The 12,386-nt window shown below is 69.4% G+C and carries 14 protein-coding genes, 1 tRNA gene and 1 pseudogene; 4 read left to right on the top strand and 12 right to left on the bottom strand.

Features of this window, described 5'->3' with window-relative positions; translation table 11 throughout:
• Positions 1-500: 500 nt before the first annotated feature.
• The 6 genes and pseudogenes from ACY5KJ_RS02420 to ACY5KJ_RS02395 form a co-directional block, all read right to left on the bottom strand.
• The gene (locus tag ACY5KJ_RS02420) at positions 501-1,646 is read right to left on the bottom strand and encodes a homoserine kinase (RefSeq protein ID WP_462186539.1); all 1,146 of its coding nucleotides are present in this window, start codon (positions 1,644-1,646) and stop codon (positions 501-503) included.
• On the bottom strand, positions 1,643-2,776 hold the full coding sequence (thrC, locus tag ACY5KJ_RS02415; RefSeq protein WP_462186538.1) for a threonine synthase: 1,134 nt from the start codon (positions 2,774-2,776) through the stop codon (positions 1,643-1,645). Before thrC ends, ACY5KJ_RS02420 begins: the two co-directional genes overlap by 4 nt.
• The gene (locus tag ACY5KJ_RS02410) at positions 2,773-4,056 is read right to left on the bottom strand and encodes a homoserine dehydrogenase (protein WP_462186537.1); all 1,284 of its coding nucleotides are present in this window, start codon (positions 4,054-4,056) and stop codon (positions 2,773-2,775) included. Before ACY5KJ_RS02410 ends, thrC begins: the two co-directional genes overlap by 4 nt.
• Positions 4,053-5,369: pseudogene (gene lysA / locus ACY5KJ_RS02405) on the bottom strand (diaminopimelate decarboxylase); the annotation flags it as partial. The pseudogene lysA and the gene ACY5KJ_RS02410, both read right to left, overlap by 4 nt.
• Positions 5,370-5,556: 187 nt before the next feature.
• Positions 5,557-6,585: a DALR anticodon-binding domain-containing protein gene (locus ACY5KJ_RS02400; RefSeq protein WP_462186536.1), complete on the bottom strand. Its 1,029-nt coding sequence runs from the start codon at positions 6,583-6,585 to the stop codon at positions 5,557-5,559.
• A 24-nt stretch (positions 6,586-6,609) separates the two neighbouring features.
• Positions 6,610-6,996 carry a response regulator transcription factor gene (locus tag ACY5KJ_RS02395; RefSeq protein ID WP_462186535.1) on the bottom strand — a complete coding sequence of 129 codons (387 nt, stop codon included), beginning with the start codon at positions 6,994-6,996 and terminating at the stop codon, positions 6,610-6,612.
• A 73-nt stretch (positions 6,997-7,069) separates the two neighbouring features.
• Between ACY5KJ_RS02395 and ACY5KJ_RS02390 the strand changes: the two genes are divergently transcribed.
• Positions 7,070-7,141, top strand: a tRNA-Arg gene (locus ACY5KJ_RS02390).
• Between the two features lie 205 nt (positions 7,142-7,346).
• Here the strand turns inward: ACY5KJ_RS02390 and ACY5KJ_RS02385 are convergent.
• Positions 7,347-7,967, bottom strand: a complete 621-nt coding sequence (locus tag ACY5KJ_RS02385) for a helix-turn-helix domain-containing protein (protein WP_462186534.1) — start codon at positions 7,965-7,967, stop codon at positions 7,347-7,349.
• Between the two features lie 129 nt (positions 7,968-8,096).
• On the opposite strand from ACY5KJ_RS02385, the gene ACY5KJ_RS02380 reads away from it, so the two are divergent.
• The 3 genes from ACY5KJ_RS02380 to ACY5KJ_RS02370 all read left to right on the top strand — a co-directional run bounded on the left by ACY5KJ_RS02380 (position 8,097) and on the right by ACY5KJ_RS02370 (position 9,378).
• A complete protein-coding gene (locus ACY5KJ_RS02380) occupies positions 8,097-8,477 on the top strand; it encodes a hypothetical protein (RefSeq protein ID WP_462186533.1) in 381 nt (126 codons plus the stop codon).
• A 99-nt stretch (positions 8,478-8,576) separates the two neighbouring features.
• On the top strand, positions 8,577-9,050 hold the full coding sequence (locus tag ACY5KJ_RS02375; protein ID WP_462186532.1) for a hypothetical protein: 474 nt from the start codon (positions 8,577-8,579) through the stop codon (positions 9,048-9,050).
• The gene (locus tag ACY5KJ_RS02370) at positions 9,043-9,378 is read left to right on the top strand and encodes a hypothetical protein (RefSeq protein WP_462202698.1); all 336 of its coding nucleotides are present in this window, start codon (positions 9,043-9,045) and stop codon (positions 9,376-9,378) included. Before ACY5KJ_RS02375 ends, ACY5KJ_RS02370 begins: the two co-directional genes overlap by 8 nt.
• Here ACY5KJ_RS02370 and ACY5KJ_RS02365 read toward each other — a convergent pair.
• The 5 genes from ACY5KJ_RS02365 to ACY5KJ_RS02345 all read right to left on the bottom strand — a co-directional run.
• Entirely contained in the window at positions 9,321-9,785 is a 465-nt protein-coding gene (locus ACY5KJ_RS02365; RefSeq protein WP_462186530.1) for a Scr1 family TA system antitoxin-like transcriptional regulator, read from the bottom strand. The genes ACY5KJ_RS02370 and ACY5KJ_RS02365 overlap by 58 nt on opposite strands.
• Entirely contained in the window at positions 9,709-9,879 is a 171-nt protein-coding gene (locus ACY5KJ_RS02360; protein WP_462186529.1) for a DUF6879 family protein, read from the bottom strand. The genes ACY5KJ_RS02365 and ACY5KJ_RS02360 overlap by 77 nt, the downstream gene beginning before the upstream one ends.
• The gene (locus ACY5KJ_RS02355) at positions 9,804-10,553 is read right to left on the bottom strand and encodes a glycoside hydrolase family 26 protein (protein ID WP_462186528.1); all 750 of its coding nucleotides are present in this window, start codon (positions 10,551-10,553) and stop codon (positions 9,804-9,806) included. Before ACY5KJ_RS02355 ends, ACY5KJ_RS02360 begins: the two co-directional genes overlap by 76 nt.
• The gene (locus tag ACY5KJ_RS02350) at positions 10,543-11,016 is read right to left on the bottom strand and encodes a hypothetical protein (RefSeq protein ID WP_462186526.1); all 474 of its coding nucleotides are present in this window, start codon (positions 11,014-11,016) and stop codon (positions 10,543-10,545) included. The genes ACY5KJ_RS02355 and ACY5KJ_RS02350 overlap by 11 nt, the downstream gene beginning before the upstream one ends.
• Positions 11,017-11,326: 310 nt before the next feature.
• Positions 11,327-12,386, bottom strand: a 1,060-nt coding sequence (locus ACY5KJ_RS02345) for a SulP family inorganic anion transporter (RefSeq protein ID WP_462202697.1), incomplete at its 5' end; no start/stop codon positions are given.

Genomic DNA, 12,386 nt, shown 5'->3' with positions numbered 1-12,386 from the left:
GCAGGCGTCACGGGCGGCGCAGACTCACGTGCGCTCTGCGGCAGCACGTTGGTGGTGTCGCTCAAGGTTTTCCTTCCCTGAAGGAACTGGCTCCTGGTGAGCCGGGCGTTGCTTGTGGACCTTCTTCGCCTGCACACATGCCGGATGAAGGGGTATACAGCACCGGATGGGCGAGCATCGCGCCCGTGTACGGCGCCAGCGGCCGACTGCCGCGAGCGAACTCGCCGATCCCGCCTGGGGAGTGCCGGTGTGGAGCCGAGGCAACGACGACGAAGCTTATACACCGGAGCCCCGAACCATGTTCCATCTGGCGAGACCAGAGCGGCACGGCGGGAGCGAGCACGCGCCGCGGTGGCAGCGGGTGCAGTCACCAGACTATCCAGCGGCAGACACCTCGGCAACAACCTTGAGACGTCAGGACTTCCCGATGTGACACACAACCGCGAATCGGGAGCTCGCAGCGCCAGCCGTCGCAGCGGATCCCACCGCAGGCAACCGGGTCATGGCGCCGCGGATCGACATCGGATGACGCGTGCACCGCGTCTATCCACCGGCAGCGGGGCGACGGAGAACCCGGCACCCGCCACATCCACCGCCGCCGCGGCCTGTTCACCGCCGACGGCGAGGGCGATGACGGATGGCCCCGAACCGGACAGGGCCGCCGCGATCCCCCTGCCGCGCAGCCGACCGACGAGGTCTGCCGACGCCGGGACGCCGGGGAACCGGTAGGGCTGATGCACCAGATCCTCGGTGGCACGCAGGAGTGCCTCGGCACGTCGGGACGGCTGCCCGGCTGCCGGCTCGGCTGCCGACATCGTCAACGCCAGCAGCGCGGCCCGACCGAGGTTGCGGGCGGCGTTGGCGAATGGAACGCTGCTCGGCAGCGCCCCGCGCGACTGCTCGGTCGACTGTCGTATCGCGGGGATGAAGATCACGGGTCTCAGCTCGGCGAAGGGATCGACGCGCAGGGACCGGGCACCGTCGCCGTCCGGCCACGCAACGGTGAAGCCCCCGCTCAGCGCCGCGGCGACGTTGTCCGGGTGCCCCTCGATGGCGCTGGCGAGCCGCAGCATGCCCGCAGGCCCGAAGAAGCCGGCTCCGGACGCCGCGCCGGGCACCGGGCCCGGCTCGGGCGCGTCATCGGACACGGAGTCCGCGCCGGCGTCGAAAACGGCATCGGCGTCGAAAACGGCATCGGTCTCGAAGGCGGGCCCGAGGTCCGGCTGCGCGAGCGCGGCGGCGGCGACGACCCCGGCGACGATCGCCGCGGCCGAGGATCCCAGCCCGCGGCCGTGCGGGATCCGGTTGACGCAGTGCAACGCGAGACCGGGCTGCGCCCGGCCGAGGGTGTCGAAGGTCGCCCGGATCGCCCGGACCACGAGGTGCGTCTCGTCCCGGGCGACGACGTCCGTGCCGACGACGTCGACGGTGAGGCCGGATCGGGTCGTCTCGACATCGACTTCGTCATACAGGCCTAATGCCAAGCCGAACGCGTCGAAGCCAGGGCCGAGATTCGCGCTGGTCGCCGGCACCCGGACCCGGACCCGCCGCGACACGCCGTCGGCGGCGGTGACCGGCCCGGACCGACCGGCCCGCTCGGCGAAGGCTGCCGTCCCGCCTGGACACGGGGAGAACCGAGTGGTCACGAGCGCCGCAGCCCCAGCGCCTCGGCGGCGCCCGCGACGGTCGGGCGGATCGTTTCCGGCCGGGCCGCGCCGCTGATCGCCCAGTCAGGGTCCTTGAGGCCGTTGCCCGTGACGGTGCACACGACCTGCTCGCCGGGTTCGATCCGGCCGGCCGCCCGCGCCTTCAGCAAGCCTGCGACGCTCGCGGCGCTGGAAGGCTCCACGAAGACACCCTCCCTGCGGGCCAGCAGGCGGTAGGCGGCGAGGATCTCCCGGTCGTTCACGGCGTCGATCAGACCACCGGAGGCCTCCCGCGCCTCGACGGCGAGACCCCACGAGGCCGGGTTGCCGATGCGGATCGCCGTGGCGATCGTCTGTGGCGAGGTCACCACCTCGCCCCGCACGATGGGCGCGGCACCCGCTGCCTGGAAACCGCACATCCGCGGGCGGCCGCTGGCGATCCGGTTGTTCTCCTCGAGGTAGCCCCGCCAGTAAGCGGTGATGTTGCCGGCGTTACCGACCGGCAGGCAGTGGACGTCCGGGGCCCGGCCGAGCGCCTCCACGATCTCGAAGGACGCCGTCTTCTGCCCCTCGAGACGGAAGGGGTTCACCGAGTTGACCAGGGTGACCGGCGAGGTGTCGGCAAGTTCGCGCGCCACCCGCAGGCAGTCGTCGAAGGAGCCGTCGAGCTGCAGCAGCCGAGCCCCGTGGACAAGCGCCTGGGCGAGCTTGCCCAGGGCAATCTTCCCGCTGGGCACCAGCACCGCGCAGGTGATGCCGGCGCGGGCCGCGTAGGCGGCGGCCGACGCCGAGGTGTTGCCGGTGGACGCGCAGATGACGGCCTGGGAACCGGCGCCGACAGCCCGGCTGATGGCCACCGTCATCCCGCGGTCCTTGAAGGACCCGGTCGGATTCGCCCCTTCGATTTTGAGATGAACCTCACATTCGGTGAGGTCGGAGAGATGTGCCGCGGGCAGCAGGGGCGTCCCGCCCTCACGCAACGTGATGACGGGTGTGTCGTGCGCGATCGGCAGACGGTCCCGGTACTCCTCGATGATTCCCCGCCACGGCCGGTGCGGCCGCTCGGGCGCCGCGGACAGCACCGGCACCGCCGGCTCGTCCGCGAGCGGTGTGGATGACGTCGTGGTCACGGCTCACCTCCCTCAACCCGTATCACGCCGGACACCGCCCGGACACCTGCGAGACCGCGGAGCTCCTCGACGGTGGCGGACAGTGCCGCGTCCGGGGCGGCATGCGTCACCAGGACGAGGCTCGCGTCGTCGCCGCGGCCGTCCTGACGAACGCTCCTGATGGACACATCGTGACGCGCGAACGCCCCAGCGACCGTCGCGAGTACGCCGGTCTTGTCGGTGACGTCGAGATTCACGTGATACCTCGTCACGGTACGGCCCATCGGCAGCACAGGCAGCGCGGCGTAGGACGATTCACCAGGGCCGCGACGGCCGGCGATACGGTTGCGCGCGACCGCGACCACATCCCCGAGCACCGCCGAGGCGGTCGGCGCTCCGCCGGCACCCTGGCCGTAGAACATCAGCTGGCCCGCCGCCTCGGACTCGACGAACACCGCGTTGAAGGCCTCCCGCACCCCGGCCAGCGGGTGGGTGCGCGGGATCATCGCCGGGTGGACCCGCACGCTGATCCCCTCGGTCTCGGCCGAGCGTTCCGCCACCGCGAGCGCCTTCACGGTGCAACCGAGCTCCCGGGCGCTGGCGATGTCGGCGGTGGTGACCTCACCGATGCCGACCCGGTAGACGTCGTCGATCGTTACCCGGGAGTGGAAGGCCAACTGGGCCATGATGGCCGCCTTCGCGGCCGCGTCAAACCCATCGATGTCGGCGGAGGGATCGGCCTCAGCATATCCGAGCGCACCGGCCTCGGCGAGCGCCTCGGTGAACGACGCGCCGGTCTCGTCCATCCGGGTCAGCACGAAGTTGGTCGTCCCGTTGACGATGCCGAGCACCCGGTGCACGCGATCCCCAGCCAGGCTCTCGCGCAGCGGGCGGATCAGCGGGATGGCCCCGGCCACGGCGGCCTCGTAGTAGAGATCGGTGCCGGCCGCGGCGGCCGCGTCGTGCAGCGTCGCGCCGTCCGAGGCCAACAGGGCCTTGTTCGCGGTGACCACCGACTTACCCCCCCGCAAGGCGGACAGCAGCCAGGAGCGGGCCGGCTCGATGCCGCCGACGAGCTCCATCACGATGTCGACGTCGTCCCGGGCGACGAGGCCCGCCGCATCCCCGGTGAACAGCGCCGGATCCACGTCGAGAGCGCGGGTGCGGCCCGGCCTGCGCACCGCGATCCCGGCGAGTTCCAAGGGAGCCCCGACCCGGGCGGCGAGATCGGCGGCGTTGGCCTGCAACAGCCGGACGATCTCGCTGCCGACAACCCCACAGCCGAGCAACGCAATCCTCACCGCGCCACCTCCGGGGAGGCCGGGCCGGCGCCCGGCTCGACAGTCAGGCCCGGACCGGCGTCCAGGCGCAGCAGGTCGTCCTCAGTCTCCCGCCGGACGATGATCCGGGCCGCGCCGTCACGCACGGCGATCACCGGTGGACGCGCCACATGGTTGTAGTTGCTGGCCATCGACCGGTGGTAGGCGCCGCTGGCGGGAATGGCCAGCAGGTCACCGGGCCGGACGTCGTTGGGCAGCGGCACGTCGTGGGCGACGACGTCCCCGGACTCGCAGTGCCGGCCGACGATCGTGACGACGTGCGTCGTGGCCAAGCCGGTCCGGGAGACCAGCCGGGCGGTGTAGCGGGCGTCGTAGAGCGCCGTGCGGATGTTGTCGCTCATGCCGCCGTCCACGCTGACGAAGGTGCGCAGCCCGGGCAGCTCCTTGACGGTGCCGACCTCGTAGAGGGTCACCGTCGTCGATCCGACGATGGCCCGTCCCGGTTCCACCGCGAGGCGCGGGACGGTCAGGCCCGCGGCGGCGCACTCCTTGCCGACCACGGCGGTCAGCCGCTCGGCGACGTCGGTGACCTCCAGCGGGGCGTCCTCTCCGGTGTAGGCGATGCCGAGGCCACCGCCGAGGTTGAGCTCGGGCAGTTCGAGGCCGTGGGTGTCGCGGATGCGCGCGAGCAGGCCCACCAGGCGGTGCGCCGCCAGGCCGAACCCGGCCGTGTCGAAGATCTGCGAGCCGATGTGCGCGTGCAGGCCGACGAGTTCGAGGGAGCCAGCGGCCGCGAGCACGCGTTCCACCGCCTCGGCCGCCGACCCGCCGGCCAGCGAGAACCCGAACTTCTGGTCCTCCTGCCCAGTGGAGACGTAGTGATGTGTGTGCGCCTCCACGCCCGGGGTGACGCGGATCAGCACACGCTGGCGCCCGCCCGCCTCGGCGGCGACGGCTGCCAGGCGGGTGATCTCGGTGAAGGAGTCGACGACAATCCGCCCGACGCCATAGCCGACGGCCGCCCGCAGTTCCGCGACGGACTTGTTGTTGCCGTGGAAGAGCAGTCGATCCGCCGGGAAGCCGACCGAGCGGGCCACTGCGAGCTCCCCGCCCGTACAGACGTCGAGATTCAGGCCCCCCTCATCCACCCAGCGAGCGACTGTGCGGCACAAAAAGGCCTTGCCTGCATAATAGACATCACAGTCGGCGAACGCCCGCCGCCAAGCCACGCACCGGGCCCGGAAGTCGGCCTCGTCGAGAACGAAGGCCGGCGTGCCGAACTCGGCAGCCAGCTCGTCGACCCGGATCCCACCGATCCGCAGCACGCCGTCGGCGTCCAGCCGGGCCGTGGCCGGCCACAGATTCTCCTCCAACGGCACCACCGCTGGGCTGTCGATCTCGCTCATCTCGCCTCTGCCTGCCTCAGGCCGCCTGGCCTGCCTCATGCCGCCTGTTTCACGCTTTCCGACCGGCTCGTTTCCGAACCCGCCCGGACGCCCGGACGGTCGGACCGACCGCTCGTCACATCCGCTCGGGGGCGCTGACCCCGAGCAGTCCCAGGCCGTTCGCGAGCACCACCCGGGTTGCCGCCACGAGGAGCAGCCGCGCACCGGTGGCCGGACCGGGCTCGGCGTCGCCCTGCGGAAGCACCCGGCAGGAGTCGTAGAACCGGTAGTAGACCCCGGCAAGTTCCTCGAGATAGCGGGCGAGCCGATGGGGGCCGCGCAGCCTCGCGGCGGACTCGATCACTCGGGGGAACTCGCCGAGCGCGCGCAGCAGCTCACCCTCCCGCGGCTGGGTCAGCAGGGCGACGTCGACCGGCTCGGTCGCGGCCGTGAGGCCCAGGGACTCGGCGTTGCGCAGCAGCGAGCTGATCCGCGCGTGGGCATACTGCACGTAGAAGACCGGGTTGTCACTGGTCTGGCGGGCCATCAGGTCCGGATCCAGCTCGAGCGCCGAATCCGGCGAAGAGCGGACCAGCCAGTACCGCGCCGCGTCGGCCCCGACCGCGTCGGCCAGGTCGTGCAGGGCCTGCTCGGACGCCCGGCGGTCGTAGTAGTACTCCGTGCCCACCTCGAACCCGGCCGCGGGCAGGATGCGCCCCAGGGCGTCTCCGACGGCCGCCCAGCGCGCCGAGGCCAGCGTCACCGGGCCGGTCGGGCTCGCGCTGACGAACTCCAGGTTGACCCGGACACCTCGTGGCCTGACCGCCCGGCCGTACCGGTCACCAGCCGACACCACCGTGCGGGCGATCTCCCCGAGGGCGGCGTCGGCCAGCCGGAAGTTGAGGAACCCCGGGCCGGCGACGTCCACGGCGGCGAGCTCGCTGTCGGTGGCGAGCCGCCGGGCCAACGTCTCCGCGACGGCGCGCGGCGGACGACGGGCGGCCCTGGCAAGCTGGAGCGCGACCGGGGATGCGTAGTCCCCGTGCTCGGGCGTCTTCGGCCGCTCCACCGTGACGGCGGTCGGCACAGTCACGTCCAAGTCGCCGTCCGCGACCGCGCGGCCGATGGCCGTCACGATGGCGTCAGCGAGATCGGCGGGGGTCATGACGGCGATGTTATCGGCGCCGGGTCAGACCGGCTGGCCGGCAGCCAGCCGCTGGACCACGCCGATGAGTTCGTCCGGGTCGAACGGCTTGGTCAGGTAGTAATCCACCCCGACCCGCACCCCACGCTTGACGTCGGCCTCCTGGGCCCGGGCGGTCAGCATAATCATCTTGATGGCGGCGGTGTCCGGTTCCTCCCGCAGCCGGGCGGCCACGTCCCAGCCGTTCATCCTCGGCATCATGATGTCCAACGTGATCACCTGTGGGGCGACCTCGCGCACCATCTCCAGGCAGTCCACGCCGTCTACGGCGGTATGGACCTCAAAGCCCTCCAACTCAAGGTTGACGACCACGAGCTGACGTATCACCGCGTCGTCGTCGACGACGAGGACTCGGGGGGTGGCAGGGTACACACCGGAAGCTTACGGCGACCCGGATTCCCGATCCGGCGTTCCGTCCTGGTAACGTAGGCCGTGTTGACCCGGGGCCCCCGTAGCTCAGGGGATAGAGCACCGCCCTCCGGAGGCGGGTGCGCAGGTTCGAATCCTGCCGGGGGCACGTACAGCATCCACGCAGCGAGGTAACTGGTCGACTACTGTACGGAGCGCGGAGGCTTCGCGGAGGTGCCGGCAATCACTTCCGCCAGATCGGCGACCTGATCAAGGTTGATTGCTGAGATTTTGCTCATTCGCCTTCCTCGCCCGCTGGCGGCAGCAGACCCCGCGCGGCCCCGCCGCCCGGTGGCACGGAGGGATGAGGCGCTTCAGGTGTCGTCGCTGGTGACTGCCTCGCGGGCGAGGAGGAGGATCGCCTCGATCTCCTCGTCGGTGAGCGTGGCAATGTGCTCCAGCAACTCCTGGCGTGGGTTGGCTAGCTCAGGCTGAGGGGCGGGTACCCGGGCATCGGAGTTCTGCGTGGTGGCGCGCCGCTGCCGGTGCTGGACGTATCCCGCGACCAGGCTGCCGGCGGCGACTGCCACGACGCTGCCTGGGAACAGTGTTCCGGTCGCCTGGGCCGCAGCCGGGATCGAGCGCCGCGGGATCCCGACGGCCATGATCGAAGCCATCGGAGTTACAGCTCCGACAAGTTTCAGCGCGGCCTGCGCGCCCGCCCCGGTGGCTGCCGCCCTGAGTAGACGTCTGATGAGTTCGTCGCTGGTGGGGGCGGTGCTGGCGTCGAGCAGCGCCGCGCGGGTCATCAGCTCGGCCGTGCTGACCTGCAGGACCTTGGCGAGAGCGGCCAGCTTGGGCGGGGACGGACGACGAGCACCCTGCTCGATCTTGTCCATGTAGAGAGGGGTGATGCCCGCCTGTCTGGCCAACTCGGCTCGGCTCAGGCCGCGGGCCTCCCGTGCTTCCTTGATGGCGGCGCCCAGCACACTCACCTGTCCAGAGTAGCACGTACGCACAGAACTGGATCAAATCTCGCCCTATTGACACCCACATCGGATTACCCGACCATGGGAAAGCGATCTACTACGGATCGTTCTTGCTCAGAAGACAGGAGACTCGTTGTGGATGAGCTCCGACCGAGCGTCGAGGACGCCGCGACGGCCAGGTTTACGACTCTCGTCCTGGAGTTGCAGGCGATGGCGCACGGGGAGACCGAGATCTTCGATGCGCAGTTCGATCGGCGGATCGCGGCGGCTTCTCTGGGCGACTTCGGGGTGAACCTGGATACCATCAAGGCACTTGTTTCCCGGTTGGCCACGACCACTAACCCGGACGTCAACGCGGATGGCGAGAGGCCTGTGAACAGGGTGCTCGCCGAGCTGGCAGCAGGGCTGGCAGCGGTTGACCGGCACCTGGTCGAGTTTGTGAAGGCGACGATCAAGGAGATCGAGGAGTTCCTCAACGCCGAGGCGGAAGCCGCTGGCACTGAGGAGTCGAAATGAAATAACTTGCGCGTTTCGAACCCTCCACAGGCCTGTGACCTGCAATGATGCTCTCGATCGCGTATTTGTTACTTCATTACGTCCCCTGAGCCGGTCAACGTGGAGCTCAAGGACCCCGCAGGTGAGGTCGTCGAGCTGGAGGACTCCCTTCTGTGGAAGCTTATACGTGATGAGCTCCGCGACCAGATCATCGCCGATCTCATCGCTGCCGGCGGTTATGTGGCAGCTGTTCGGGAGTGGCTCAAGAGGAACGCGGCTCAGGCCGCTGCGGCGGTCCCTGCCGGTGCCGGCATCGCTGCGGAAACGGCCGCAGCGGGGGGAGGCGCGGGAGCTGCGGTTGTTCCCGCGGCCTGGCTCGCTGCACTGGTCGGTGCCGGGTATCTCGGCTACAGGACATCTGGGGCGACGGTCCGTGCGGGACGGAAGGACGCGGGCCTGATCCTCAACAGCGCGACGGCGAAGTTCAAGCACCGCCGTGTTCCCGAACTGGACGACGCCGTGGCCAGCACGCGGAAGGACACGATCGACCAGCTTCGGACCACCGGGCTGGCGGAGAGGCCCTGCCGTGGTTAGGGATGGCCGTAAGCGTGCGATGGGAGCGTTCAAGGCCGGCGTCGGAGGTGGGGTAGGAAAGGCCGTCGGCGGTGTAGTCGGCGGTGTAGTCGGCGCGCCGGCCGGGCCGACGACGGCGATCGCCGGGGCGGCGTTGGGCGCGGCCGCCGGCTATCTGGCGGGCGAGGCGGTGGAGACCGCTATGGAGAAGGGGGTCGAGGCTGCGGGGAGAATCGCAGACGACCTGCGCACATTCGCGGAGACGGTGGCTGTCATGAGCGATGGGACGGTCTATGCGGCGGCCGACAAGACAATCGACCTGGCAGTCGAGGCCGCGACCGCGTCGTAGTCCGCATGCTCGGGGACGCCGTGCTCCGCACCCGCGGTGACGACGACCCGGTCGCCGTAGCCGGCGATCTCACTCAAACGAGCGAACACCTGCGCGTAGAGGGCGATCTCGGTCGGCTGGGTAACCGTCAGGAACCCCGAGACCAGTTCAACGTTCCCCTGATCATTGTCGAAGATCCAAAAATCCTCGACTGGGCTGGCCAGGCCACGATCGCAAGAGGCGGGAATGACGCCGAGGGACACTGCGGACCACGTCGTGACCTCGGCCAGGTGCACACACTGGCCGCGCATGACCGCCGGCCCGCCGAAGCCGTTGCGCAGCACGGACTCCTCAATGAGGAATGCGGCGGTGCGCTGGTTGGGACACCGGCCCCGCCACAATCCGGACACGGCGGACCTCGACCCCACGGCCGGCCACCTCGGCGATCAGGTCCAGCCACGGCCGGGGGCCAGCCGCCGCCAGAACTCCTCCTGGTCGCCGACGAGCCGCGCCTGAAACCACGGGTCCCCGGCGGCAAACTCGCGTTTGAGGTTCCGCTGGTCAAGAGAGGAAGGGCACCCTGTGGCCATCGAGGACGGCACGGTCGCGGGTTTGCCGAACAATTCGAGATACCGCTGCGCGGCGTTTGGGTTGAGGTCGGGCGTGAGGGCCGACTGCACGTTCTCTGCCTCCTGGGCGCCGACACTATAGTACGCCTCGTAGGCAAGGATATCCTGGTTGGACGCGAACAGTTCGTACATCTTCTCGATGTAGTACGGGTTGTCTCCGCCGCCGCCTTTCCTATGGTCCATCCCCCATTCTGGTACCGCGAACTGCTTGCTGTGCTGCCGGGCGAACCTGCTGACGGTACACGCTCCCGAGTCACTGTTGCAGTTGTCGTCAAAGGTCTCCTGGCTTGTGGACGCCGGATACGAGTCGTACGCGTCGATGCTCACGATGTCGACAACGTCGTCTCCGGGGTAGGCGTCCCATACCCGGCCACCGTTCTGCATCCGGTTCCGGTGTCCGGTCATGTTCCAGTCGATCTGCACGTGCGGCGCCGTGCTTCTGATCGCCGTCACTACCTGCCGGAAGCACTGCTTCCATACCTCGGTGTCCCGTGGGGCCCACCAGAACCAGGTGCCGTTGAGCTCCCAGCCAGGGCGGACGATCGCGTCCGGCCTGTCATTGCGCACCAGCGTCTGGCCGAATGCCGCCCACTGCTGGTCGTACTCGCCCCGCGCGCACGCCGGCCTCATTGCCGTCCTCGGGAAACAGTGGCTGGGCCACCGACAGCATCCCCTGGTAGGCGTTCGGCCGGAAGCTGCTCATCGGCCAGTCGTCGCGGGTGATCGTCTGCCAGCTCCTCCAGGCGGTGAACACGACGGCCACGTCCGTCGGGCGGCCGAGCCATGTCTCCCAGGCGCGGATGTCCTGTGGGGGGTTCGCGTTCGTACCGGACGGCCAGGCCAGGCCACTACCAATCGCAGGGGCGGCCGGTGTCTGCGGCGTCTCCATAGGCGGCTCAGGCTGTTCCTCCGAGCCGCCCACCACGACGAGGAGGACGAGTACCACCACCATGGTGGCCGCACCGGCGCCGAGCAGCCCGAGTCTCCACCGGCGGGACGTACCGCCGGACTGTTCACGGCGACGCCCCACGCCTGACCCCCGACTCCGCAGATGGAAGTGACTCCTCCGAGCCCGGCGGTGCCGTGCTCCCCGCCCGTGCCTGTTGCTGTTCCGTCAGGCCCAGGACCTCTTGTCGCACCGCTTCGGGCAAACGCCGACGAGGACGAACTGTACCGTAACGTGAGGGTTGAGTTTCCGGAAGCTCCTGGCCTCGACGTACGATGGTGTGCGCCCTACACCAGCGCGTCCCGCGGCGCCCTGTCGGGCGCTACGCCGGTGCTCCGGCAGGCTCCCTCCGGCAGGCTCCGAGACCCGGCTGGGGACTTCCCGGGATGCCGGGTCAGTGATGGGTGGCGAACTGTCCGGCAGTGCGCCGGTGCAGGTCGGAGCTGGCCTCGTTCAACCCGGCCATCTCGACGTCGACACCACGGCTGCGGTACTTCGCCGCGACTGCCTCCAGGGCGGCCACGGCGGAGGTGTCCCAGATCTGGGCATCGGTGAGATCGATGACGACCCTGGGCGTGGGGTCGGTGTAGTCGAAGGAATGGACGAGCTCGTTAGTCGAGGCGAAGAACAGGTCCCCGGTCAGTGCATAGACACGGATTCCCCCGTCGGGATCGAGGACATCGGCCACCCGGACGATCTGCGCCACCCGGCGGGCGAAGAACACCGCGCCCAACATCGCTCCGGCCAGCACCCCGAGCGCGAGGTTGCCCGTGGCGACCATCACGACGACGGTGACCACCATGACCAGGGTCTCGCTGCGCGGCACGCTCCGTAGTACCCGCGGGCTGATACTCGCCCAGTCGAACGTGCCGATCGACACCATGATCATGACGGCGACGAGCGCCGCCATCGGGATGATGGAGACGACGTCACCGAGCGCGGTGACAAGGATCAGCAGGAACAGGCCCGCGCTGAAGGTGGACAGTCTCGTCCGTCCCCCGGACTTCACATTGATGATCGATTGCCCGATCATGGCGCAGCCCGCCATGCCGCCAAGGAAACCGGTGCCGATGTTCGCCAGTCCCTGGCCGCGGCACTCGGCGTCCTTGTCTGATCGGGTGTCGGTCATGTCGTCCACGATCTGCGCGGTCAGCAACGACTCCAGCAGACCCACCGCGGCAAGCGTGAACGCGTAGGGCGCGACGATGCGAAACGTTTCGAACGTGAACGGCACGTCGGGTAGCCCCAGGACGGGCAACACATCCGGGAGATCTCCCATGTCACCCACGGTCGGTACCTCGATGTGGCAGACCGTCGCGATCACCGCGATGCCGATGATGGCGACCAGCGGTGCTGGCACGACATGAGTGATCCGGGGGAAGAGGTAGATCACCGCCAGGCCGGCGGCGATCATTGAATAGACCACCCAGGTCTCACCCGCAATATGAGGGCTC

The organism is Frankia sp. CcWB3, assembly GCF_977927595.1.
Note: the sequence above shows the minus strand (reverse complement) of the source record. Positions and strands in the feature narration are given on the sequence as shown.